This window comes from Pseudomonas sp. S2_B07, from assembly GCF_054668435.1.
Genome location: NZ_CP162769.1, coordinates 2,987,547 through 3,009,746, shown reverse-complemented (window position 1 = coordinate 3,009,746; position 22,200 = coordinate 2,987,547). Strand labels below are relative to the sequence as shown.

Annotated in this window: 22 protein-coding genes; 12 read left to right on the top strand and 10 right to left on the bottom strand. The window is 60.3% G+C overall.

Annotation, left to right across the window (positions count from 1 at the left end; genetic code table 11):
* The first annotated feature begins 26 nt into the window (after positions 1-26).
* The 8 genes from amaB (at position 27) to AB4N43_RS13840 (ending at position 9,872) form a co-directional block, all read left to right on the top strand.
* A complete protein-coding gene (amaB, locus tag AB4N43_RS13875; protein WP_027921964.1) occupies positions 27-1,517 on the top strand; it encodes an L-piperidine-6-carboxylate dehydrogenase in 1,491 nt (496 codons plus the stop codon).
* Between the two features lie 89 nt (positions 1,518-1,606).
* A complete protein-coding gene (gene amaA / locus AB4N43_RS13870; RefSeq protein ID WP_460154158.1) occupies positions 1,607-2,890 on the top strand; it encodes an L-pipecolate oxidase in 1,284 nt (427 codons plus the stop codon).
* A gap of 364 nt (positions 2,891-3,254) precedes the next feature.
* Positions 3,255-4,388 carry a branched-chain amino acid ABC transporter substrate-binding protein gene (locus tag AB4N43_RS13865; RefSeq protein WP_027921962.1) on the top strand — a complete coding sequence of 378 codons (1,134 nt, stop codon included), beginning with the start codon at positions 3,255-3,257 and terminating at the stop codon, positions 4,386-4,388.
* 170 nt (positions 4,389-4,558) lie between these two features.
* Entirely contained in the window at positions 4,559-5,473 is a 915-nt protein-coding gene (locus AB4N43_RS13860; protein WP_027921961.1) for an ABC transporter permease subunit, read from the top strand.
* Positions 5,474-5,476: 3 nt separating this feature from the next.
* Positions 5,477-6,760, top strand: a complete 1,284-nt coding sequence (gene livM, locus AB4N43_RS13855; RefSeq protein WP_027921960.1) for a high-affinity branched-chain amino acid ABC transporter permease LivM — start codon at positions 5,477-5,479, stop codon at positions 6,758-6,760.
* On the top strand, positions 6,757-7,632 hold the full coding sequence (locus tag AB4N43_RS13850) for an ABC transporter ATP-binding protein (RefSeq protein WP_027921959.1): 876 nt from the start codon (positions 6,757-6,759) through the stop codon (positions 7,630-7,632). Before livM ends, AB4N43_RS13850 begins: the two co-directional genes overlap by 4 nt.
* A complete protein-coding gene (locus AB4N43_RS13845) occupies positions 7,629-8,345 on the top strand; it encodes an ABC transporter ATP-binding protein (RefSeq protein WP_027921958.1) in 717 nt (238 codons plus the stop codon). Before AB4N43_RS13850 ends, AB4N43_RS13845 begins: the two co-directional genes overlap by 4 nt.
* Positions 8,346-9,104: 759 nt before the next feature.
* The gene (locus tag AB4N43_RS13840; RefSeq protein WP_027921957.1) at positions 9,105-9,872 is read left to right on the top strand and encodes an SDR family oxidoreductase; all 768 of its coding nucleotides are present in this window, start codon (positions 9,105-9,107) and stop codon (positions 9,870-9,872) included.
* 94 nt (positions 9,873-9,966) lie between these two features.
* On the opposite strand, the gene AB4N43_RS13835 is transcribed toward AB4N43_RS13840, so the two are convergent.
* The 7 genes from AB4N43_RS13835 to AB4N43_RS13805 all read right to left on the bottom strand — a co-directional run bounded on the left by AB4N43_RS13835 (position 9,967) and on the right by AB4N43_RS13805 (position 15,133).
* Complete coding sequence (locus AB4N43_RS13835; protein WP_460154157.1) at positions 9,967-11,094, bottom strand: AGE family epimerase/isomerase; 1,128 nt, start codon at positions 11,092-11,094, stop codon at positions 9,967-9,969.
* Positions 11,095-11,262: 168 nt separating this feature from the next.
* Complete coding sequence (locus tag AB4N43_RS13830; RefSeq protein ID WP_460154156.1) at positions 11,263-11,835, bottom strand: HupE/UreJ family protein; 573 nt, start codon at positions 11,833-11,835, stop codon at positions 11,263-11,265.
* 29 nt (positions 11,836-11,864) lie between these two features.
* Positions 11,865-12,479 carry an urease accessory protein UreG gene (gene ureG / locus AB4N43_RS13825; protein ID WP_007947546.1) on the bottom strand — a complete coding sequence of 205 codons (615 nt, stop codon included), beginning with the start codon at positions 12,477-12,479 and terminating at the stop codon, positions 11,865-11,867.
* Positions 12,480-12,502: 23 nt separating this feature from the next.
* The gene (locus AB4N43_RS13820) at positions 12,503-13,177 is read right to left on the bottom strand and encodes an urease accessory protein UreF (protein ID WP_027921954.1); all 675 of its coding nucleotides are present in this window, start codon (positions 13,175-13,177) and stop codon (positions 12,503-12,505) included.
* Positions 13,174-13,674, bottom strand: a complete 501-nt coding sequence (ureE, locus tag AB4N43_RS13815) for an urease accessory protein UreE (protein WP_027921953.1) — start codon at positions 13,672-13,674, stop codon at positions 13,174-13,176. Before ureE ends, AB4N43_RS13820 begins: the two co-directional genes overlap by 4 nt.
* A 197-nt stretch (positions 13,675-13,871) precedes the next feature.
* Entirely contained in the window at positions 13,872-14,504 is a 633-nt protein-coding gene (locus AB4N43_RS13810; RefSeq protein WP_027921952.1) for a TetR family transcriptional regulator, read from the bottom strand.
* Positions 14,505-14,662: 158 nt separating this feature from the next.
* Positions 14,663-15,133 (bottom strand): hypothetical protein, encoded by a 471-nt coding sequence (locus tag AB4N43_RS13805; RefSeq protein WP_027921951.1) that lies wholly within the window; start codon positions 15,131-15,133, stop codon positions 14,663-14,665.
* A gap of 389 nt (positions 15,134-15,522) precedes the next feature.
* Here AB4N43_RS13805 and AB4N43_RS13800 point away from each other — a divergent pair, with 389 nt between their 5' ends.
* The gene (locus AB4N43_RS13800; protein WP_194940966.1) at positions 15,523-17,598 is read left to right on the top strand and encodes an AsmA family protein; all 2,076 of its coding nucleotides are present in this window, start codon (positions 15,523-15,525) and stop codon (positions 17,596-17,598) included.
* Positions 17,599-17,655: 57 nt separating this feature from the next.
* On the opposite strand, the gene AB4N43_RS13795 is transcribed toward AB4N43_RS13800, so the two are convergent.
* Together AB4N43_RS13795 and AB4N43_RS13790 are read right to left on the bottom strand one after the other, a co-directional pair.
* A complete protein-coding gene (locus tag AB4N43_RS13795; protein WP_027921949.1) occupies positions 17,656-18,186 on the bottom strand; it encodes a ferritin-like domain-containing protein in 531 nt (176 codons plus the stop codon).
* A 114-nt stretch (positions 18,187-18,300) separates the two neighbouring features.
* Complete coding sequence (locus tag AB4N43_RS13790) at positions 18,301-19,203, bottom strand: LysR substrate-binding domain-containing protein (protein ID WP_027921948.1); 903 nt, start codon at positions 19,201-19,203, stop codon at positions 18,301-18,303.
* Positions 19,204-19,323: 120 nt separating this feature from the next.
* Between AB4N43_RS13790 and AB4N43_RS13785 the strand changes: the two genes are divergently transcribed.
* The 3 genes from AB4N43_RS13785 to AB4N43_RS13775 all read left to right on the top strand — a co-directional run bounded on the left by AB4N43_RS13785 (position 19,324) and on the right by AB4N43_RS13775 (position 21,278).
* Positions 19,324-19,962, top strand: a complete 639-nt coding sequence (locus AB4N43_RS13785; RefSeq protein ID WP_027921947.1) for an FMN-dependent NADH-azoreductase — start codon at positions 19,324-19,326, stop codon at positions 19,960-19,962.
* Entirely contained in the window at positions 19,963-20,268 is a 306-nt protein-coding gene (locus AB4N43_RS13780; RefSeq protein ID WP_410921794.1) for a DMT family transporter, read from the top strand.
* A gap of 119 nt (positions 20,269-20,387) precedes the next feature.
* Positions 20,388-21,278 carry an esterase/lipase family protein gene (locus AB4N43_RS13775; protein ID WP_027921946.1) on the top strand — a complete coding sequence of 297 codons (891 nt, stop codon included), beginning with the start codon at positions 20,388-20,390 and terminating at the stop codon, positions 21,276-21,278.
* 33 nt (positions 21,279-21,311) lie between these two features.
* Here AB4N43_RS13775 and AB4N43_RS13770 read toward each other — a convergent pair whose 3' ends face one another.
* The gene (locus AB4N43_RS13770) at positions 21,312-22,199 is read right to left on the bottom strand and encodes a DMT family transporter (protein ID WP_027921945.1); all 888 of its coding nucleotides are present in this window, start codon (positions 22,197-22,199) and stop codon (positions 21,312-21,314) included.
* Position 22,200: the final 1 nt, after the last annotated feature.

The window sequence follows — 22,200 nt, the reverse complement described above, 5'->3', positions numbered from 1 at the left end:
TGTGTTTTTCGCTTGAGGAGTGACCCATGGTTGCCGCATTGCTTGATCGTCTTGGTGTAAACCCGGCCCTGTACCAGAACGGCAAAGTGCCGGTGCATTCGCCGATCGATGGCAGCCGGATTGCTGCCGTGAACTGGGAAGGCGCGGCTGAAGTCGAGCAGCACATCAGTCGTGCCGATCATGCGTTCGAATTGTGGCGCAAGGTCCCGGCACCGCGCCGTGGCGAACTGGTGCGCCAATTGGGCGACATCCTGCGCGAATACAAGGCTGATCTTGGCGAACTGGTCTCCTGGGAAGCTGGCAAGATCACTCAGGAAGGCCTGGGCGAAGTTCAGGAAATGATCGACATCTGCGATTTCGCCGTCGGTCTGTCCCGTCAGCTGTACGGTCTGACCATTGCGTCCGAGCGTCCTGGCCACCACATGCGTGAAACCTGGCACCCGCTGGGCGTTGTCGGCGTCATCAGTGCGTTCAACTTCCCGGTTGCGGTCTGGGCCTGGAACACCACGCTGGCGCTGGTCTGCGGCAACCCGGTGATCTGGAAACCGTCCGAGAAAACCCCGCTGACCGCGCTGGCCTGCCAGGCGCTGTTCGATCGCGTACTGAAAAACTTCAGCGACGCACCACCGCACCTGAGCCAAGTGATCATCGGCGGCCGCGACGCTGGCGAAGCGCTGGTCGATGACCCGCGTGTCGCACTGATCAGCGCCACCGGCAGCACCCGCATGGGCCGCGAAGTGGCACCGAAAATTGCCGCACGTTTCGCTCGCAGCATTCTCGAACTGGGCGGCAACAACGCGATGATCCTCGGCCCTAGCGCCGACCTGGACATGGCCGTTCGCGCCATCCTGTTCAGCGCCGTCGGCACTGCCGGCCAGCGCTGCACCACCCTGCGTCGCCTGATAGCGCACGAATCGGTGAAGGAAGAAATCGTCACCCGCTTGAAAGCCGCGTATTCCAAAGTGCGCATCGGCCATCCGCTGGAAGGCAACCTGATCGGTCCGCTGATCGACAAACAAAGTTTTGAAAACATGCAGGACGCGCTGGAGCAGGCGTTGAGCGAAGGCGGCCGGGTATTCGGCGGTAAGCGTCAACTGGAAGACAAATTCCCTGACGCCTACTACGTCGCGCCGGCCATTGTTGAAATGCCGGAGCAGAGCCCTGTGGTCTGCCACGAAACCTTCGCACCGATTCTGTACGTGATCGGCTACAAGGATTTCGACGAAGCCCTGCGCCTGAACAACGCCGTGCCACAAGGCCTGTCTTCGTGCATCTTCACCACCGACGTGCGTGAAGCCGAGCAGTTCATGTCGGCGGTCGGCAGCGACTGCGGCATCGCCAACGTCAACATCGGCCCGAGCGGCGCAGAAATCGGTGGCGCGTTTGGTGGCGAAAAAGAAACCGGCGGTGGCCGTGAATCGGGCTCCGATGCATGGCGCGGCTACATGCGTCGCCAGACCAACACCGTGAACTACTCGCTGGAATTGCCGTTGGCTCAGGGCATTACATTCGATTAAGCAGCGGCAAGCTACAAGCTACCAGCTGCAAGCAAACTGGCTTGCGGCTTGTAGCTTGCGACTTGTAGCTGCTCCGACAGGAGCTTGCAATGCCGTTACGCGAAGAGTGTCTGTGGGAAAAACTGACGCCGCAAAGGCCTGACAACGCGGCGCTCAAGGGTGAAGTGACAGTCGATGTCTGCGTCATCGGCGCCGGGTTCACCGGTCTGTCGGCGGCGGTGCATCTACTGGAACAAGGTAAATCGGTGTGTGTGCTGGAAGCTCATCGCGCCGGCCATGGCGGTTCGGGGCGCAATGTCGGCCTGGTCAACGCCGGCATGTGGATTCCGCCGGACGACATCGAAGCCGGCTTCGGCGAAGCGGTGGGCAGCCAGCTCAACCGCATGCTCGGCGCGGCACCGTCCCTGGTGTTCAGCCTTGTGGACAAATACAACATCGATTGCCAGTTACGCCGCGAAGGCACGCTGCACATGGCGCACAACGCCCGTGGCGAGGCGGACTTGCGCAGTCGTGAAGAACAATGGAAACGTCGCGGAGCGCCGGTTGAACTGTTGACCGGCCAGGCCTGCGAGCAGGCGACGGGTACCAAGAAAATCGCCGCTGCCTTGCTTGATCGACGTGCGGGCACCCTCAATCCGATGGCTTACACCACCGGGCTGGCCAAAGCGACCATCAGCCTCGGCGGTCACCTGTTCGATCATTCCCCGGTGACCCGACTCGAACGCCAGGGCCAGCGCTGGTCGGTGCAAACCGCTCAGGGTTCGGTCATGGCCGAGAAAGTCGTGATCGCTTCCAACGCTTACACCGAAGGTGACTGGACAGAGTTGCGGCGCAATTTCTTCCCCGGTTATTACTACCAAGTGGCTTCGGTCCCGCTGACCGAAGACGCCGCGCAACAGATTCTGCCTGGCGGCCAGGGTTCCTGGGACACCCGTCAGGTGCTCAGCAGCATTCGTCGCGACAAGGACGGGCGTCTGTTGCTCGGAAGTCTCGGTAATGGCAATCAGAAACCGGCCTGGTTCCTCAAAGCCTGGGCTGACCGCGTTCAGCAACACTATTTCCCCTACCTCAAACCGGTGGAGTGGGAATGCACGTGGACCGGCTGCATTGCGTTCACCCCCGATCATTTGATGCGTCTGTTCGAACCGGCGCCCGGTTTAGTGGCAGTCACCGGTTACAACGGCCGGGGCGTGACCACGGGGACAGTCGTCGGCAAAGCCTTTGCCGATTATTTGTGTAACGGAAATCCTCAAGCGCTACCGATTCCGTTCGCACCGATGCAGCCCCTGGCGGGAGTAGGGTTGCGCAGTTGTCTATACGAGGCTGGATTCTCGCTGTATCACGCAGGCCAGTGCTTGCGGATCGTCATCTGATTGTTGAAATTTGTTGCTGGAAGCGGCGCTTTTCGGCGCAGCGACTAGCCTGTAATGGTGCGGGTTGTAGCAGTCCCGCACCAGCAGTGTGCACTTCGGTGACGCACGTTGTTACAGGCTGGTTGCACGTCGTTTAACGCCGCGGTTGCAATGATGGCGCATGCGGGTTGCGCCTTTAAAAATAAATGGTTTCACCTTCCGCGGTTTAGACGGTTGCACGCCCAATGAAAATGGGATCGAAACAGTCGAAAAAACAATAAAGCAGCGACTTTTTTCAGAATAAAAAACCGATGGCACGGCCCTTGCTCTGAGCAATCAGTGAAATCGCAGTGCCAACTAAAAAAAAACCTTGGAGCACCACCTCATGTCCCAGACGTTTTACAAGAAAGGCTTTCTGGCCCTCGCAGTGGCAGCTGCGCTGGGTGTTTCTGCGTTTGCACAGGCTGATGTGAAAATCGGTGTGGCGGGCCCGATGACAGGCGCCAACGCGGCATTTGGCGAGCAGTACATGAAGGGTGCACAGGCTGCAGCCGACGCGGTCAACGCGGCGGGCGGCGTTAACGGGGAAAAAATCGTACTGGTGAAGGGCGATGACGCCTGCGAACCGAAACAGGCTGTGACGGTCGCCAAGGACCTGACCAACCAGAAAGTGGCTGGCGTGGTCGGTCACTTCTGCTCCTCGTCGACCATCCCGGCCTCCGAGATCTACGACGAAGCGGGCATCATTGCAATCACCCCAGGTTCCACCAACCCGGCTGTTACCGAACGCGGCCTGAGTGCCATGTTCCGTATGTGCGGGCGTGACGACCAGCAAGGCATCGTGGCCGGCGACTACATCGTCGACGTGCTCAAGGGCAAAAAAGTTGCCGTGCTGCACGACAAGGACACCTACGGTCAGGGCCTGGCTGATGCCACCAAGGCTCAGCTGGAAAAACGCGGTGTGAAACCGGTTCTGTATGAAGGCCTGACTCGCGGTGAGAAAGACTTCAGCGCCGTGGTGACCAAGATCCGTGCGGCCGGTGCCGACGTGGTCTACTTCGGCGGCCTGCACCCAGAGGCGGGTCCACTGGTTAAACAGCTGCGTACCGAAGGCCTGAAAGACGTGAAATTCATGTCCGATGACGGCATCGTGACCGACGAACTGGTGACCACCGCTGGCGGCCCGCAATACGTCGACGGCGTGCTGATGACCTTCGGCGCCGACCCACGCCTGCTGCCAGACAGCAAGACCGTGGTAGACGCTTTCCGCAAGGCCGGTACCGAGCCTGAAGGCTACACCCTCTACGCTTACGCTTCGGTCCAGACCCTGGCCGCTGCTTTCAATGGCGCCAAGTCCAACAAGGGCGAAGACGCTGCCAAATGGCTGAAAGCCAACCCGGTCAAAACCGTGATGGGCGAGAAGACCTGGGACGCCAAGGGCGACCTGAAAGTCTCCGACTACGTGGTTTACCAGTGGGATAAGGACGGCAAATACCACCAGCTGGAAAAACAGAAGTGATATGACCTGCTGATTGTCCGGCGCCTTGTGCGTCGGGCATTCAAAGAACATGTCCGTGCAGTACCTGTCTTTTCTCGTAGAGCTGCACACAACCGGTTAGCGTCGGCGGCTGAACCCCGGTCCGTCGCACCCGGCTTCTGTGCAGTCTCTCAAATGCGTGAGATTGCGTTATGGATGGTATTTTCCTGCAGCAACTGGTCAACGGCCTGACCCTCGGGTCGGTCTATGGCCTGATCGCCATCGGCTACACAATGGTCTATGGCATCATTGGCATGATCAACTTCGCCCACGGCGAGGTTTACATGATTTCTGCTTACCTGGCGGCAATCAGTCTGGCTCTGCTGGCTTACTTCGGTATTGAATCCTTCCCGCTGCTGATGCTCGGCACACTGGTCTTCACCATCGTCGTTACGGCGGTGTATGGCTGGGTCATCGAGCGCGTCGCCTACAAACCGCTGCGAAACTCAACCCGACTGGCACCGCTGATCAGCGCCATCGGTATTTCCCTGATCCTGCAAAACTATGCACAGATCGCCCAAGGTGCACGCCAGCAAGGTGTTCCGACACTGCTGACCGGTGCATGGCGCGTTGAAGTCGGCACTGGCTTCGTCCAGTTGACCTACACCAAGATCTTCATTCTGGTCGCCGCGTTTGTCGGGATGGGCCTGCTGACCTACGTCATCAAGTACACCAAGCTCGGCCGCATGTGCCGCGCGACCCAGCAAGACCGCAAGATGGCCTCGATCCTGGGGATCAACACCGACCGCGTGATTTCCTACGTGTTCATCATCGGTGCAGCGATGGCGGCCCTGGCCGGCGTACTGATCACCATGAACTACGGCACGTTCGACTTCTACGCAGGTTTCGTCATCGGTATCAAAGCGTTCACCGCAGCGGTACTCGGCGGGATCGGCTCGTTGCCGGGTGCGATGCTCGGCGGGATCATTCTCGGGATCTCCGAGTCGCTGTTCTCTGGTCTGGTCAACTCGGACTACAAAGACGTTTTCAGCTTCTCGCTGCTCGTTCTCGTTCTGGTCTTTCGGCCTCAAGGCCTGCTCGGCCGTCCTCTTGTGTCGAAGGTGTAAGCGATGTCTTCAACCACTAAAAAAACCATTGATCTCAAAAGAAGCCTGGTTGACGCGATTCTTGCCGGCCTTGTAGCGCTCATCGTGTTTGGTCCGATTGTCGGCATTGTCCTCGACGGCTATGGCTTCAACCTGCAACCAACACGCGTGGCGTGGATTGTCGCCATCGTCATGGCGGGCCGTTTTGCCCTGAGCCTGTTCCTGCAAACACCCAAGGGTCTGAAAATTCTCGAAGGGTTTGAAACCACCGGCTCCGGGGTTCATGTACTGCCGCCCGATTACAAATCCCGGTTGCGCTGGATCATCCCGCTGATGATCGTCATTGCCGTGGTGTTTCCGTTTTTCTCCAACTCCTACCTGCTGGGCGTGGTCATCCTTGGATTGATCTACGTGCTACTCGGTCTGGGGCTGAACATCGTGGTCGGCCTGGCCGGCCTGCTCGACCTGGGTTACGTGGCGTTCTATGCCATCGGCGCCTATGGCCTGGCGCTCGGTTACCAGTACCTCGGCCTGGGCTTCTGGACGGTGCTGCCGCTGGCGGCAATCACTGCCGGGCTTGCCGGGTGCATCCTCGGCTTCCCGGTGTTGCGTCTGCACGGTGACTACCTGGCCATCGTGACCCTGGGTTTCGGTGAAATCATCCGCTTGATCCTCAACAACTGGCTGTCGCTGACCGGCGGCCCGAACGGCATGCCGGCACCGCTGCCGACGTTCTTCGGCCTGGAGTTCGGCAAACGGGCGAAAGACGGCGGCATACCGTTCCACGAGTTCTTCGGCATCGCCTACAACCCCGACGTGAAGTACTACTTCATCTACGCGGTGTTGTTCATGGTTGTGCTGGCGGTGTTGTACATCAAGCATCGCTTGACCCGTATGCCGGTTGGCCGCGCCTGGGAAGCCTTGCGTGAAGACGAGATCGCCTGCCGCTCCATGGGCCTGAACCATGTGTTGGTGAAGCTCTCGGCGTTCACCATCGGTGCGTCGACGGCCGGTCTGGCTGGCGTGTTCTTCGCCACCTATCAAGGCTTCGTCAACCCGACCTCGTTTACCTTCTTTGAATCGGCCTTGATCCTCGCCATCGTGGTACTTGGCGGCATGGGCTCGACCATCGGCGTGGTGATTGCAGCCTTCGTGCTGACCGTCGCCCCGGAGCTGTTGCGTGGCTTCGCGGAATACCGCGTGCTGCTGTTCGGCATCCTGATGGTGTTGATGATGATCTGGCGACCGCGCGGCCTGATTCGGATCAGCCGTACCGGTGTGACCCCGCGTAAAGGAGTAGCGCCATGAGCGAAGTCGTACTCTCGGTCGAGAAGCTGATGATGCACTTTGGCGGCATCAAGGCGTTGAATGATGTCAGCCTGCAGGTCAAACGCAACTCGATCTTCGCCCTGATCGGCCCCAACGGCGCCGGCAAGACCACGGTGTTCAACTGCCTGACCGGGTTCTACAAGGCCTCCGGCGGCAAGATCGAACTGAACGTGCGCGGCGAGCAGACCAATGTCATCCAATTGCTGGGCGAAGCGTTCAAACCGACCGATTTCGTCTCGCCTAAATCCTTCGCCAGTCGTCTGTACTACAAGATGTTTGGCGGCACCCACCTGGTGAACCGGGCCGGGCTGGCGCGGACCTTCCAGAACATTCGCCTGTTCAAGGAAATGTCGGTGCTGGAAAACCTGCTGGTGGCCCAACACATGTGGGTCAACCGCAGCATGCTGGCCGGCATCCTCAACACCAAGGGCTACCGCAAGGCTGAAAGTGATGCGCTGGACCATGCTTTCTACTGGCTGGAAGTGGTGGACCTGGTGGATTGCGCCAACCGCCTCGCCGGCGAATTGTCCTACGGCCAACAACGCCGCCTGGAAATCGCCCGGGCCATGTGCACCCGTCCGCAGATCATCTGCCTCGACGAACCGGCCGCCGGCCTCAACCCTCAGGAAACCGAAGCATTGAGCGCGATGATCCGGCTGCTGCGTGACGAGCACGATCTGACCGTGGTGCTGATCGAACACGACATGGGCATGGTGATGAGTATTTCCGACCACATCGTGGTGCTGGACCACGGCATCGTCATCGCCGAGGGCGGCCCCGACGCGATCCGCAACGACCCGAAAGTGATTGCGGCCTACCTGGGCGCCGATGAAGAGGAAGTGGTGTTATGAGTCAACCGATCCTCGAACTCAAGGAACTGGACGTGTTTTACGGGCCGATCCAGGCCTTGAAGAAAGTCTCGTTGCACATCAATGAAGGTGAAACAGTCAGCCTGATCGGCTCCAATGGTGCCGGCAAGTCGACCCTGCTGATGTCGATTTTCGGCCAGCCGCGCGCGGCAGACGGGCAGATCATCTATCAGGGTGTGGACATCACCCACAAGTCGTCCCACTACATCGCGTCCAATGGCATCGCGCAATCGCCGGAAGGGCGGCGGGTGTTCCCCGACATGACTGTCGAGGAAAACCTGCTGATGGGCACCATCCCTATCGGTGACAAGTACGCCAAGGAAGACATGCAACGCATGTTCGAGTTGTTCCCAAGGCTTGAAGAGCGGCGCAACCAGCGGGCAATGACCATGTCCGGCGGCGAACAGCAAATGCTCGCCATCGCTCGTGCGTTGATGAGCCGGCCAAAACTGCTGTTGCTCGACGAGCCAAGCCTGGGGTTGGCGCCGATTGTGGTGAAACAGATCTTCGCGACCTTGCGCGAGCTGGCCAAAACCGGCATGACCATCTTCCTGGTCGAGCAGAACGCTAACCACGCGCTCAAGTTGTCGGACCGGGCGTATGTGATGGTCAACGGCGAGATCCGCCTCACGGGCACCGGCAAGGAGCTGCTGGTGAACGAGGAAGTGCGTAACGCGTATCTCGGCGGTCATTGATTCTTCGCTGAAATACCCACAGCCCCGACGAGCAATCGCCGGGGCTTTTTTACGTCCCCAATTCACCGCATTTCCCCTCACAGGTCACAAAACAGTGCTTTCTGGAAATTGTGGAAAACAATATTCACAAGCTCTGAAAGCGCGACATAAAGCCGCTGCAAATAGTTGTTTTGTCACGGTTTTGACTTGTCCCCGTTTGCTGTGGAGCTGGCTGTGAATAACGTGGGAGTAGCTGGCTGGGCGCCTTTAAATCCGTGGCTTGCAGCGCTGTGGTTGTTTTTTGATCAGGCGTTTTTGCGTGGGGGAGAACCGTCGTTGTCAACCTTTTTATTGGAGACAAAAGAGAGGCGAAACAGGTAGGGCAAGCCTGTGGATAAGTCTGTGATTAAACTCTGGAAAGACTCGGCTGAGGGCCGTAGTTACTGGCTTGGCGCCATCGCTGCTCTGTAGGGCCCATCGTGCAAAATGCCCTGCGCTACACCGCGAGCATTCGAGGGTCAAGCAAAAAACTTTCAAAACTCCCCGCAAAGCCTTGTGCACAGCGGCTTCCAGCTTTTCCACTTGCCCCCGGAAACTGTGGACCGGCCTGTGGATAACGTGCGCGTACATGGCTGCAAGCCGCGGGGCGTAAGGCGTTCGCTGGGTTGGTTGTTTTTCGTACAGCTTTTGCGGTGGTTGCCGCTGTGAGCAAGGCCGGGCATGCTGCCAGCTGATTTTCTATTCCAAGGGCTGTCCATCAGCCGAAGCAAGGAGAACACGATGTCCAACACCCTGTTTATTACCGGCGCGACCTCCGGTTTTGGTGAAGCCTGTGCCCGCCGTTTTGCCGAGGCTGGCTGGAAACTGGTGCTGACAGGCCGTCGTGAAGAGCGCCTGAATGCCCTGTGCGCCGAATTGTCGAAGCAGACCGAGGTGCATGGCCTGGTGCTCGACGTGCGTGATCGCAAAGCCATGGAGGAAGCGATTGCCAACCTGCCGCCATCCTTCGCCAAGCTGCGCGGGCTGATCAACAACGCCGGCCTGGCGCTCGGTGTGGACCCGGCACCCAAGTGCGATCTCGACGATTGGGACACCATGGTCGACACCAACATCAAAGGCCTGATGTACAGCACCCGTCTGCTGCTACCGCGCCTGATTGCCCATGGCCGTGGCGCCGGCATCGTTAACCTTGGCTCCATCGCTGGCAACTATCCGTATCCGGGCAGCCATGTGTATGGCGCGAGCAAGGCGTTCGTTAAGCAGTTCTCGTTGAACCTGCGTTGCGACCTGCAAGGCACTGGCGTGCGCGTCAGCAACATTGAGCCGGGTCTGTGTGAGAGCGAGTTCTCGCTGGTGCGTTTCGCCGGTGACCAGGAGCGGTACAACGCGACGTATGCGGGTGCCGAGCCGATCCAGCCGCAGGATATCGCCGAGACTATTTTCTGGGTGATGAATGCGCCGGCGCACATCAACATCAACAGCCTGGAGTTGATGCCGGTGAGCCAGACCTGGGCTGGTTTCTCGATTGAACGTAATGCCAAGGCGTAAGACCGCGTAACGGCCATCGCGGGCAAGCCACGCTCACACAGGTACAGTGTGATCCCTGTGGGAGCGCGGCTTGCCCGCGATAGCGATCTGTCAGTTAGCCGAGAAACTCGACCAGCCCGCGATAGCAGGTCGCCAAGTGATAAGGCGTCGTCGACGGCATGTCCTTGCGGCTCACGTCGCCTTTCTCATCACGACACTCATACCAACCGCCCGCATGCAGGAAATGCTGTTGCAGCGCCTGCAATTGACGCTGCACAGAGGCCTCGCTGTCGGGCCGCAAGGTCAGGGCGCGCAGGTATTCAGCCTGGGCCCAGATGCGCTGGGTGGCATCCTTTGCAGAACCCTCCAGATCGAGCATCGCGACAACGGCACCCGTCTGTGGATCAACACCCCGCTGCTCGGTCAGCGTAAATGCATGATCAAGCGACACATGTAATGCCGAGCCGCGCAGTAACGGCGAAGATTCCAGCAGGAAATACCATTCGAACTGATGCCCCGGCTCAAACCAGTTATCCACAGCACCCAACGGCTTCTCCATCAACACGCACTGTTGCGGGTCGATGAAGCGCTTCTGCATGGCTGTGCATAAGTCGACGAGCGCTCGCTGCACGGCGGCGTCTTCACGCACCGACAGGGTGGCAAGGAAGGCTTCGGCCAAGTGCATCAGGGGATTTTGCAGCGGCCCGGAATCAAGCGAGGACCAGCCACGGTCGAGGCTGGCTTCGTACAGGCCGTCGCCCGTCGCGAAACGCTGAGCGATCACTTCCAGCGCTGCATTGAGTACCGATTCCACCAGCGGCTCGCGAACCTTGTCCCAGTAATGGGCGCAGGCGAACAGAATGAATGCGTGGGTGTAGAGGTCTTTGCGCGGGTCGAGTGGCGCGCCTTGCGGGTCGATGCTGTAGAACCAGCCGCCGTGCTCGGCATCGTGGAAGTGCTGCTGAAGGGATCGGAACAGCGCGGCGGCACGCGCTTCGGCGCCCGGCACCTGGCCGATCAGGCTTGAGAAAAGATACAGCTGCCGTGCGCAGGCCATGGCCCGATAGCGTTGAGGCGGCAGCGGCTGATGCTCCGCGTCCAGCGCCTCATACGGCAGCGCCATGTCGGCATTCCAGCCGGGGCCTTGCCAGAGCGGCACGATCACGTCCTGGAAGTGCTGTTGCACCGAGGCGAACAGGGCGGTCAATTCAGGCTGGGAGGCGGAGCGGGAAACAGGCGGCATTGGCTGGCGTCGTCACGGCAGGGTTGATTGCGCGACATGTTAGCAGGCCTGAGAGATGCGGTGTCTGTCAGGCCGCCATCGCGAGCAAGCTCGGCTCCCACAGGAGTACGCATTCCACTGTGGGAGCCGAGCTTGCTCGCGATGAGGCCATTACCGGCGATAAAGAAATCAGCCCGCCAACAACCACACGCCAGTCGCTGCGGACGCCGCGCCCGCCAATCGAACCAGCGGAGCCGCCGCGTGCGGCAACACCCGAACGACCGCATAACCCAACCCATGCAACGCCGCCGTCGCTGCCACGAACCCGGCCGCATACGCCCAAGGGCTCGACATGTCCGGCAATTCCAGCCCATGCGCCACACCATGGAACAGCGCAAACAACGCCGTCGCCGCCACCGCGAGGCTCAATGGCGGACGCACCGCCAACGCCACCGCCAGACCCAGCGCCAGCACCGACGCGGCAATCGCGCCTTCCAGCGCCGGCAGGTTCAGCCCTTCAAACCCCAGCAACCCGCCAATCAACATCGTGCCGACAAACATACACGGCAGTGCCCAGCGCGCCGCGCCTTTTTGCTGCGCCGCCCACAAGCCGACAGCCACCATCGCCAGCAAGTGATCGAGGCCGCCAATCGGGTGGCTGATACCGGCGATCAGGCCGTTGTCGCCATGTCCCGGATGGGCGAAGGCGATGGCCGGGGTCAGCAGCAGGGCCATGGCGCCCAGAATACGTTTCAGTGTCATGGATAAGCTTCCTTGTTGATAAGTGGTGGTCAGGCGGCTGTCAGCAGGCCTTGGCGTTCGATGAAGGCGATGATTTCTTCAAGGCCCAGACCGGTTTTCTGGTTGCTGAAGACAAACGGCTTGCCGTTGCGCATGCGTTTGGTGTCGCTGTCCATCATCTCCAGCGACGCACCTACCAATGGCGCGAGGTCGACTTTGTTGATCACCAGCAGATCGGATTTGCAGATCCCCGGACCGCCCTTGCGCGGCAACTTGTCGCCGGCCGAAACGTCGATCACATAGATGGTCAGGTCGGACAGTTCGGGGCTGAACGTCGCAGACAGATTGTCGCCACCGGACTCCACCAGAATCAGGTCCAGCCCCGGGAAGCGGCGGTTCAGTTGATCCACGGCTTCGAGGTTGATCGAGGCGTCTTCGCGGATCGCCGTGTGCGGGCAGCCGCCGGTTTCCACACCGATGATCCGCTCCGGCGCCAAGGCTTCGTTGCGCACCAGAAAGTCGGCGTCTTCGCGGGTGTAGATGTCATTGGTGACGACGGCCAGGTTGTAGCGCTCGCGCAGGGCCAGGCACAGGGCCAGGGTCAACGCGGTTTTACCGGAACCGACCGGGCCGCCGATGCCGACGCGCAGGGGTTGTGTGTTCATGTGGTTCTCCAACTTAAAAGGCCCTAGGAACGGAACAGACGGCTGTACTGGCGCTCATGGGCCATGCACGCCAGGGACAGGCCAAACGCGGCGCTGCCATAGTGTTCGGGGTTGATTCGGGTGGCGTCCTGCTGGGCTTGTTGCAGCAGCGGCAGCAGTTCGCTGGTCAGGCGTTGCGCGGCTTGCTGGCCCAGCGGCAGGGTTTTCATCAGCACCGCCAACTGGTTTTCCAGCCAGCTCCAGAGCCACGCGGCCAGCGCATCCTGCGGACTGATCCCCCAGGCCCGGGCGGCCAGCGCCCAGCCGAGGGCCAGATGCGGTTCGGGGCGTTGTTCGAGGAAGGCGCGGGCGGGTGCGTCGAGTTCCGGCAAACCGCTGAGCAGTTGTTGCAAGGAGTAGCCCATCTGCCGGCTCTCTTGATGCAATTCGCGGGTTTCCCGACTGGCCCGGTGTTCTTCGCAGCGTTGCTGCAATTCGGCCCAGTTTTCCTCCGCGGCGGCCACGCAATGGGCGAGTAACAGCGGCGCTTCGAACCGCGCCAGGTTCAGCAACAATTGATCGCTGATCCAGCGTCGCGCGCCGTCTGCATCGCTCACGCGGCCGTTATCCACCGCCATTTCCAGACCTTGGGAATAGCTGTAGCCGCCAATCGGCAACTGCGGACTGGCCAGGCGCAGCAGCGCCCAGGCCGGGTTCATAAACGGACGCCGAACTGGTGCAGTTTCGGTGGGTAGTTGAAGTCTTCGTCGCCATGCCGCGAATGGTGATGGCCGCCACCATAGGCGCCGTGTTCCGGCTGGAACGGCGCTTCGATGTTTTCGACCTTGGCCTCCAGCTGTTCGAGCATGGCTTTGAGCACGTAATCGTCAAGCAGGCGCAGCCAGCCATCACCGATCTGCAGGGCGACATGGCGGTTGCCGAGGTGATAGGCGGCGCGAGTCAATTCGAAGGCGTTGGCGCAGGTAACGTGCAGCAATTGTTCGGGGCGGGCGCAAACACGCACGATGCGCCCGTCTTCCGCTTGCAGGCACTCGCCGTCATACAGGGGCGGCTGACCGCGCTCCAAAAATAACCCGACGTCTTCACCTTCGGCACTGAAACAGCGCAAACGGCTTTTACTCCGGGCTTCGAAGGTCAGGTGCAATTCAGCGGCCCAGACGGGTCGAGGGTCGATTCTGCGATGAATCACCAGCATCGGTAGGCTTCCAGCAATGGGCAATGCTCAGGCTAGAGCAAGGGGCTTGCCAATCGGGGGATACGTAGGAAATACCTGTCGGAGCGCAGTGGGTGTTTCTGGATGTTGCAGGGTTTTGGCTGAAATTGGTGCGGGGATAGGGTGTGGCGCACCAATTTGCAGCGATGCAACTCCTTATGGGAGCGGGGGGTAGGGGATTATTCTGTGCTACCGAGGCCTTGCCAGTGTTTCAGGCCGATGAAGATGAAGCGCAGTTGCTGCGTGATTTTCGCTTGCGGCGTCAGATGCTCCGGTAGCGCTTCGGCGGGCGGGTCAATGATGTCCGGCAGTGTCGCGAACACGCTTTTTACAATCAGGTCCGCCATCACGCTCAACCCGGCAATGTCCAGATGCTGCAGCTTTGGCATCAACGACAAGTCGGCCGCCAGATCCGAGCTGATGTCTTCGCGCAACCGCCCGATCGCCAACCGCACGGGCAGCGATCCGCCGTATTGCTCACGGGCAAGAAACAGAAATTGCGAACGATTGGCACTGACCACGTCGAGAAAGATCCGCACCGACGCATCGATAATGCCGCCCATGACGAATTCGTTATGGCGCACCAGGCGAATGGTTTCGCGAAAGGTCTGACCGACTTCGCTGACCAGCACCAGGCCCAGTTCATCCATATCGGCGAAATGCCGGTAGAAACCGGTGGGCACGATGCCAGCGGTTTTCGCCACTTCGCGCAGGCTGAGACTGCCGAATCCTCGGCCGCATTCCATCAGGTGACGGGCAGCGTCCATCAGGGCGTTGCGGGTTTGTTGTTTCTGTTCGGCGCGGGGCAGCATCGCAAGGGTGTTTTCTGGACAGGACAGCGGCGCACTCTAGCAAATCGGCTTCGCTGGCGTCGAACGACTATCGGGGGCAGGCGGGGGAAAACGCGGCTTCTCTATAAGTCAAAAGCCCAATCCGGGGATTGGGCTTTTTTTCAGGGCGGCCATGAGGCTTAGCTCAGAGCGCTGTTGCGTTCGATCACACGGTCACCACCACCTTCAGCCAGGGTTTGGCCTTGTGGGGTACGGTCGGAACCGTCAGCAGCCAGGGTTTGGCCTTGTGGGGTACGGTCGGAACCGTCAGCAGCCAGGGTTTGGCCTTGTGGAGTACGGTCGGAACCGTCAGCAGCCAGGGTTTGACCTTGTGGAGTGCGATCGGAACCGTCAGCAGCCAGGGCCTGGCCTTGTGGGGTGCGATCCGAGCCATCTTGAGTGATCAAGCCTTTTTCTTTCAGGCGATCGTTACCGCCTTCGGCAAGGGTCTGGCCTTGTGGAGTGCGGTCGGAACCATCAGCGGCGACGGTTTGGCTGAACACCGAGTGGCTGTCTTTGACTTGCGGAGTGGCCTGATCAGCGGCTGGCAGAGCGAAAGCGGTGCTGGCTAGCATCGAGAGGGTCAGGCTAAGCAGTAATTGGCGTTTCATGATGGGGTGCTCCTTGGGAGGGCGATAAAGTGGGTACGAGGGCAATGCTACTCTCGATAAGTCGATATGAAAGTTCATAAACGCAATGGTAATAATCAACAGAATTGATTGTTCTGCTGGAGGGCTCTAAACCGGGCCTTTCCGTCGGGTGTTTTTGCACTGGAGTGGGTAGTTTCGACTCACTCATGCCGCACAGCAGTGCGGGTGGCGGTAACACCGTTTGGAGTGCGCAGAGTGATCGTGGGGGATTATTTGAACGTTAATAGGCTTTTCGGTTAAACCTGCGCGGCTTTTCCCAGTCCTAGCTGTCATGGCAGGCCGGTTCTGGCCTAACGTTTCATACGTGCGTCGCAGTCAGGGCGCTCAGTCGTATTCAGGAGTCCTGTGCAATGACGCGCACCCCCAAAATTTTCGCCTGGGTCTTTGCCAGCCTGGTTGTTCTACTGGCGATACTCGTGCTGATCATCGTGTTCTTCGATTGGAACCGGATCAAACCCACGATCAACACCAAAGTCTCCGAAGAGCTGCACCGAGCGTTTGCTATTAATGGCAACCTCGCGGTGGTCTGGCAGCGCGAGCCTGACGAGGGTGGCTGGCGGGCCTGGGTGCCGTGGCCGCATGTGGTGGCCGAAGACTTGAGTCTCGGCAACCCGGACTGGTCGAAACAACCGCAGATGGTCACCCTCAAGCGCGTTGAATTGCGTATTTCGCCGCTGGCCCTGCTGGCGCAGCGAGTGGTCATCCCGCGTATCGACCTGACCGAACCGAACGCCCAGCTCCAACGCCTGGCTGATGGCCGCGCGAACTGGACCTTCAAATTCGACCCGAAAGACCCCAACGCCGAACCGTCGAACTGGGTGGTCGATATCGGCGCCATCGGCTTCGACAAGAGCCACGTTACCCTTGACGACCAGAACCTGAAGACGCAGCTCGATGTGCTGATCGATCCGCTGGGCAAGCCAATTCCGTTCAGCGACATCGTCGGTGACAAGGCCGCGAAAGCCGCGCTTGAGAAGGGTGCTGCGCCCCAGGACTACGCCTTCGCCCTCAAGGTCAAAGGCCAATACCACGCGCAGAAACTCGAGGGCTCCGGCAAGATCGGCGGCTTGTTGGCGTTGCAGGACGCGGCCAAGCCGTTCCCGCTCCAGGCGCAGGTGAAGATTGCCGATACCGGCGTCGAACTGGCCGGCACCCTGACCGATCCCCTGAACCTCGGCGCGCTGGATCTGCGGCTGAAACTGGCCGGCACCAGCCTCGGCAATCTGTATCCGTTGACCGGTGTGACACTGCCGGATACGCCACCGTACGCCACCGACGGGCACTTGATTGCCAAGCTGCATGAGCCGGGTGGCGCGGTATTCCGCTATGAAGACTTCAACGGCAAGATCGGCGAAAGTGACATTCATGGCAGCCTGGCGTATGTCGCCAGTCAGCCAAGGCCGAAGCTCAGTGGTTCGCTGCTTTCCAACCAACTGCTGTTTGTCGACCTCGCACCGCTGATCGGCGCCGACTCCAATGCCAAGCAAAAGGCCCGTGGCGCCGACAGCCAGCAGCCGACGGACAAAATTTTGCCGGTCGAAGCGTTCAAGACCGAGCGCTGGCGCGACATGGACGCCGACGTCGAATTCACCGGCAAGCGCATCGTCCACAGCGAAAAACTGCCGTTCACCGACCTCTATACGCATTTGGTGTTGACCGACGGCCAACTCAGCCTCGAACCCCTGCGCTTTGGTGTGGCGGGCGGCAATCTGGAAGCGCAGATTCGCTTGAATGGCCGGACTGAACCGCTGGAAGGGCAGGCCAAACTCACTGCGCGCAAGTTCAAGCTCAAGCAACTGTTCCCGACCTTCGAACCAATGAAAACCAGTTTCGGCGAACTTAATGGCGATGCCGACCTCTCGGGGCGCGGCAACTCGGTGGCCAAGCTGCTGGGCAGCGCCAACGGCAATCTGAAATTGCTGATCAATGACGGCGCGATCAGCCGCGAGCTGATGGAGCTGGCCGGGCTCAACGTCGGTAACTACGTGGTCGGCAAAATCTTCGGCGACAAGGAAGTGAAGATCAATTGCGCGGCGGCCGACTTCGACATCAAGACCGGGCTGGCGACCACGCGCCTGTTCGTCTTCGATACCGAGAACGCGATCATCTACATCGATGGCACCGCGAACATGGCGACCGAACAACTGGACCTCACCATTACGCCGGAGTCGAAGGGCTGGCGCTTGATCTCTCTACGCTCGCCGCTGTACGTACGGGGCAAGTTCATCAAGCCGGATGCCGGGGTGAAAGCGGTGCCGCTGATGCTGCGCGGGGCGGGGATGGTGGCGTTGGGCGTGATTGCAGCGCCGGCGGCCGGGTTGCTGGCGCTGGTGGCGCCCAGTGGTGGCGAGCCGAACCAGTGTGCGCCGTTGCTGGAGCAGATGAAGGCGGGCAAGGCGCCGGTGACCGTCAAACCTACCCGGTAAATGCGACGTCAATGAAGACGCCTTCGCGAGCCTGCTCGCGAAGGCGGTCTGTCAGCGCTACAGGTCTTTCAGAATGTCAGCCATGTCATCCGCATGCTCTTCTTCCTGAGCCAGGATGTCCTCAAAGATCCGCCGCGTAGTCGGGTCTTTCTCGCCAATGTACTGAATGATCTCGCGATAGCTGTCGATGGCAATACGCTCGGCAACTAGGTCCTCGTAGACCATCTCCTTGAGGTTGTTCCCCGCCACATACTGGGCATGGGAATTCTTCGACAACAGATCCGGGTTGAACTCTGGTTCACCGCCCAGCTGCACGATGCGCTCGGCCAGGCGGTCGGCGTGTTCGGCTTCCTGGGTCGCGTGTTCGAGAAACTCATCGGCCGCCACATGGGCTTTCAAGCCGTTGGCCATGAAGTAGTGACGCTTGTAGCGCAACACGCAGACCAGTTCAGTGGCCAGCGAGGCGTTGAGCAGGCGCAAGACTTCATCGCGGTCAGCGCTGTAGCTTTCAGTGACCGCGCCATTCTCGACATTCTGGCGAGCCCGTTCACGAAGGGTGGTTACATCAGACAAATGCATGTCACTCATCTCGTTCTCCTGGAGGCTAATCCGGTTTGCGTCACCGTCTAGAGAAGTGATCGCTACGAAAGTTGTGAGTCATGCGCGTGCCGAAAAGTTTGATGTGATTTGTAATCGGCGGCCTCACGCCAATGCATGCCCGGACAGCAACGCCTCCTCGCGCAACCACGCAAAAAATGCCCGGACCGGCGGATGCCGCTCGCGCCCCGGCACACACAGCGCGCTATAGCCGGCGCCATCGACCTGAATCTCGCCGCGATACGCCACCAGCAACCCGCTGGCCACGCTTTCCGACACCAGAATATTGCTCGCCAGCACCAGGCCTTGCCCGGCAATCGCTGCTTGCAGGGCGTAATGCTCTTCGTCGTATTCACGGATCGCCGGTTTGCCGGCCCACCATGACTCGCCCGACCGCGCGCACCACGCCTCCCAGCCATGGGCGTACAGCTTGGAGTTGTGCCAGTGCACGCTGATCAGCGTCGGCGTGCGAGTGGCGGCCAACGCGACCTGCTCGGGCGAGCCGTAGACACCGAAGGACTCATCGAACAAACACAACCCATAGAGGTTGGGGTAGGTGTCGAGGCTGTAGCGCAGCACCAGATCGACGCTGGCGTCCTGATGCAGATCGATGACTTCGCAGTGGGTGTCCAGGCGCAGACTGATGCCGGGATGGCGCGCATAAAAGCGCCCGAGGCGCGGCACCAGCCACAACGCCGCGAAGGCTGCCGTGGTGGAAACCGTCAGGCTGGTGCCGTTGCGTTGCGGGCGCAAGGTATCGACGCTTTGCGCCACGTCCAGAAAGGCACCGTGCAGGCTGCGGAACAGCCGTTCACCGCCGTCGGTCAAGCGCACTTGCCGTGGCAGTCGCTCGAACAGTGGCACGCCGAGCCAGGTTTCCAAAGAGCGAATCTGATGAGACACCGCGGTCGGCGTTACCGAGAGTTCTTCGGCCGCCGCCTTGAAACTCAGCAAGCGGGAAGCGGATTCAAAGGCGCGCAGGGCGGTCAGTGGCAACGAGGCGAACATTCAAGGCTCCATGGATGAAATGAATTCATCCTGACTGATTTCTGCTCATTTGAAGTGGTTGGCGGTGAGCTTCAAGCTGCAATCCACACGCCGTTCGAGTGTAATCCCAAGGAGATTCAGATGAGTAAAATTCTTGCCATTCACGCCAGCCCCCGTGGCGACCGCTCTCACTCCCGCCGTTTGGCTGAAGTGTTTCTTTCGGCCTGGCAGGCGCGCCATCCACACACTCAGTTGACCCGCCGCGAAGTTGGCCGGGCGCTGATTCCACCGGTCAACGAAGCCTTTATAGCCGCTGCGTTTTACCCGGAACCGGATGCCCGACCGCTGTCGATGCAAGCTGATCTGGCGTTCAGCGACGAATTGGTGGGCGAGTTGCTCGGCCACGATCTGCTGGTGATTTCCACGCCGATGCACAACTTCAGCGTGCCCAGCGGCCTCAAGGCCTGGATCGATCAGGTTGTGCGGCTCGGCCTGACGTTCAACCACAGCCTGGACAACGGCGTGGCCCAATACGAGCCGTTGGTACGGGGCAAAAAAGCCTTGATCGTCACCAGTCGTGGCGGCTTCGGCTTCGGCCCGGGCGGTGAGCTGGAAGCCATGAACCACGCTGATCCGTTGCTGCGCACGGCACTGGGATTCATCGGCATCACCGACATCACCGTGGTCGCCGCCGAGGGCGAAGAGTCCGAAGAGCGCACCTTCCGGATCTCCGCCGCCGAGGCCGAGCAGCGCCTGTTGGCGCTGGCCCGGGAGTTTTAGATGGCCTGGTTGTTTCTGCTGATCGCCGCCGGGTTCGAAGTCACCTTCGCCATGGGCATGAAGTACGCCGAAGGCTTCACCCGGCTCTGGCCGTCGCTGATCACGGTCGTGGCCGCCGTGGGCGGGATTTACTTCCTGACCCTGGCCATGCGCGAGTTGCCGGTGAGCATCGCGTATCCGATCTGGACCGCCATCGGTTCACTGGGCACGGTATTCCTGGGGGTTGCGTTGCTGGGTGAAAGCCTGACGGCGATCAAACTGGTGTCGGTCGGGCTCATCGTGGCGGGTGTGGTCGGGTTGAAGTAGCGCTCAAGTGCGGCGGTTGTCATAGACTGGTCGTCGAGTTGTCATATTCGGTGACGATGCTTGGCTGACGTCTTGCATCGCGCCTTGCTTCATCTCATCGACCACACGGACGTTCGCCCATGTCACAAGGTTCCGCCACGCGCTTCCCGTTGGTGCTGGTCCCGGGAATGCTCGGGTTTATCCGGCTGGTGCTCTACCCCTACTGGTACGGCATCGTCGCGGCGTTGCGCCAGGGTGGGGCGACGGTGTTCGCGGTACAGGTTTCACCGCTCAACTCCAGTGAAGTGCGCGGCGAACAGCTGCTGGCGCGGATCGAGGAAATCCTGCGCGAGACCGGGGCCGAGAAAGTCAACCTGTTCGGTCACAGCCAGGGCTCGCTGACGGCCCGATACGCTGCCGCCAAACGCCCGGACCTTGTGGCGTCGGTGACCTCGGTGGCCGGGCCGAATCACGGTTCGGAACTGGCCGATTACCTGCACAGACACTACCCGCATGACAGCGCCAAGGGCCGGTTGCTGACCTTTCTATTGCGGATGATTGCCGCGTTGATGAGCCTGCTCGAAACCGGTTATCGCGGGCCGAAGCTGCCGGTGGATATCCATGCCTCCCATCATTCACTCACCACCGAAGGTGTGGCGCTGTTCAATCAGCGTTATCCACAGGGCTTGCCTGAAACCTGGGGCGGGCACGGGCCGGAGGAGGTCAATGGCGTGCGTTATTACTCGTGGTCCGGGAAGTTGCAGCCTGGCGTTACGGATCGCGGGCGCAACCTGTTGGACGGGACCCATCGCAGTTGCCGGTTGTTTGCCAAAACCTTTGTGAACGAGGCCGGGCATTGCGACGGGATGGTCGGGCGTTACAGCTCGCACCTGGGGACGGTGATTGGCGATGAATATCCGCTGGATCACTTCGACATCGTCAATCAGTCGCTGGGGTGGGTGGGAAAGGGGGCCGAGCCGATTCGGTTGTTCGTCGAGCATGCCGCGCGGTTGAAAGAGGCAGGCGTCTAGACCGAGTCGCCTTTTTCGCGAGCAGGCTTCAGTTCAGGCAACCCGAACCTTACGGCCGATCACCGTGGTCCAGCGCTCAGAAAGCACCACCCCGCCCAGCGTCAACAGCCCGCCCACCAGGTGGTACATCGCCAACTGCTCATGCAGCACCACCGCCGCAATCAGCGCGGTCATCACCGGCAGCAAGTTGAAAAACAGTGTGGTCCGGCTCGGTCCCAACCGCACCACCGCCTGCATCCACGCCAGCGGTGCCAACATTGAAGCCAGCAGGCAGGCATAAAGCACCAGCGGAATATTCTGCAGCGTCGGCCCGACCTTCGGTGAAGCCGCAAACAGCGGAAACAGCACCACCACCGCCACCCATACCTGCAAATACAACAACACCAGCGGCGGCAAACGCAGCTGCCATTTTTTCAGCAGGGTGCTGTAAATCGCATAGGCCAGCGTGGCGATCAACATCATCGCGTCGCCCAGGTTCACGCCATGTTCCAACAGTGCGCCGAGGCTGCCGGACGACACCACCACCAACACACCGGCAAACGACAGCACTGCACCGGCCAATGCGCCGATGGTCAGGCGCTGCCCGAGGCTGATAATCGCCATGGCCAGCGACATCAGCGGCATCAGCGACAGGATGATCCCCATGTTGGTGGCCGAGGTCAGGGCGGCGGCGAAGTAGGCCAGGCTCTGATAGACCGCCATGCCCAGCACACCGAGAACGAAAATCTTGCCCAGGTTCGGACGAATCTGCGGCCAATGCGCGATCACCGGTTTGAGCATGAACGGCGTGAACAGCATTCCGGCCAGCAGCCAGCGGTAGAAACCGATCTCGGCGGGGAATATGGCCCCGGCCGACATTTTGGTGATCACGGTGTTGCCAGCCCAAATGAAAATGGCCAGCAGGGGATAAGCGTATTGCATC

Excerpts from the sequence above, each read along its gene's own strand:
- amaB (WP_027921964.1), top strand. The coding sequence starts at position 27 with ATGGTTGCCGCATTGCTTGATCGTCTTGGTGTAAACCCGGCCCTGTAC.
- amaA (WP_460154158.1), top strand. The coding sequence starts at position 1,607 with ATGCCGTTACGCGAAGAGTGTCTGTGGGAAAAACTGACGCCGCAAAGG.
- AB4N43_RS13865 (WP_027921962.1), top strand. The coding sequence starts at position 3,255 with ATGTCCCAGACGTTTTACAAGAAAGGCTTTCTGGCCCTCGCAGTGGCA.
- AB4N43_RS13860 (WP_027921961.1), top strand. The coding sequence starts at position 4,559 with ATGGATGGTATTTTCCTGCAGCAACTGGTCAACGGCCTGACCCTCGGG.
- livM (WP_027921960.1), top strand. The coding sequence starts at position 5,477 with ATGTCTTCAACCACTAAAAAAACCATTGATCTCAAAAGAAGCCTGGTT.
- AB4N43_RS13850 (WP_027921959.1), top strand. The coding sequence starts at position 6,757 with ATGAGCGAAGTCGTACTCTCGGTCGAGAAGCTGATGATGCACTTTGGC.
- AB4N43_RS13845 (WP_027921958.1), top strand. The coding sequence starts at position 7,629 with ATGAGTCAACCGATCCTCGAACTCAAGGAACTGGACGTGTTTTACGGG.
- AB4N43_RS13840 (WP_027921957.1), top strand. The coding sequence starts at position 9,105 with ATGTCCAACACCCTGTTTATTACCGGCGCGACCTCCGGTTTTGGTGAA.
- AB4N43_RS13835 (WP_460154157.1), bottom strand. The coding sequence starts at position 11,094 with ATGCCGCCTGTTTCCCGCTCCGCCTCCCAGCCTGAATTGACCGCCCTG.
- AB4N43_RS13830 (WP_460154156.1), bottom strand. The coding sequence starts at position 11,835 with ATGACACTGAAACGTATTCTGGGCGCCATGGCCCTGCTGCTGACCCCG.
- ureG (WP_007947546.1), bottom strand. The coding sequence starts at position 12,479 with ATGAACACACAACCCCTGCGCGTCGGCATCGGCGGCCCGGTCGGTTCC.
- AB4N43_RS13820 (WP_027921954.1), bottom strand. The coding sequence starts at position 13,177 with ATGAACCCGGCCTGGGCGCTGCTGCGCCTGGCCAGTCCGCAGTTGCCG.
- ureE (WP_027921953.1), bottom strand. The coding sequence starts at position 13,674 with ATGCTGGTGATTCATCGCAGAATCGACCCTCGACCCGTCTGGGCCGCT.
- AB4N43_RS13810 (WP_027921952.1), bottom strand. The coding sequence starts at position 14,504 with ATGCTGCCCCGCGCCGAACAGAAACAACAAACCCGCAACGCCCTGATG.
- AB4N43_RS13805 (WP_027921951.1), bottom strand. The coding sequence starts at position 15,133 with ATGAAACGCCAATTACTGCTTAGCCTGACCCTCTCGATGCTAGCCAGC.
- AB4N43_RS13800 (WP_194940966.1), top strand. The coding sequence starts at position 15,523 with ATGACGCGCACCCCCAAAATTTTCGCCTGGGTCTTTGCCAGCCTGGTT.
- AB4N43_RS13795 (WP_027921949.1), bottom strand. The coding sequence starts at position 18,186 with ATGAGTGACATGCATTTGTCTGATGTAACCACCCTTCGTGAACGGGCT.
- AB4N43_RS13790 (WP_027921948.1), bottom strand. The coding sequence starts at position 19,203 with ATGTTCGCCTCGTTGCCACTGACCGCCCTGCGCGCCTTTGAATCCGCT.
- AB4N43_RS13785 (WP_027921947.1), top strand. The coding sequence starts at position 19,324 with ATGAGTAAAATTCTTGCCATTCACGCCAGCCCCCGTGGCGACCGCTCT.
- AB4N43_RS13780 (WP_410921794.1), top strand. The coding sequence starts at position 19,963 with ATGGCCTGGTTGTTTCTGCTGATCGCCGCCGGGTTCGAAGTCACCTTC.
- AB4N43_RS13775 (WP_027921946.1), top strand. The coding sequence starts at position 20,388 with ATGTCACAAGGTTCCGCCACGCGCTTCCCGTTGGTGCTGGTCCCGGGA.
- AB4N43_RS13770 (WP_027921945.1), bottom strand. The coding sequence starts at position 22,199 with ATGCAATACGCTTATCCCCTGCTGGCCATTTTCATTTGGGCTGGCAAC.